The sequence below is a fragment of the Tetzosporium hominis genome (genome assembly GCF_002265435.1).
In the GTDB taxonomy this organism is placed as follows: domain Bacteria; phylum Bacillota; class Bacilli; order Bacillales_A; family Planococcaceae; genus Chryseomicrobium; species Chryseomicrobium hominis.
Genome location: NZ_NOKQ01000357.1, coordinates 1 through 261 on the forward strand (window position 1 = coordinate 1; position 261 = coordinate 261).

General features: G+C 46.7%; 1 protein-coding gene. It reads right to left on the reverse strand.

What is annotated here, in order from left to right; translation table 11 throughout:
- A partial coding sequence (locus CF394_RS15295) for an AAA family ATPase (protein ID WP_133079864.1) occupies positions 1-261 on the reverse strand: 261 nt, incomplete at both ends.

Here is a 261-nt window from a genome sequence, read left to right on the forward strand (position 1 = left end):
AGAATCTGATGATAGCCCGCTTCCTCTGCTTCAGCCTGTTTTAGCTTCGCTCCCAGCTGCTTAAGCGTTTCCAGCTCCTGATTCAATTGAGGGTTTCGCCCGTTTGGTTTATAGAGCCTTTCGCTTTCCTTTGTCAGCTGTGAATCAAGCTTAGATACGGCTTCAGCGCCAAACAAGCTGGAAAACAGCAAAAATTCCCCTATCTTGTCCCGATTAAAGGCGTGAATTTCCTGCAGCCCGAATACGTCAAACGAATAAATG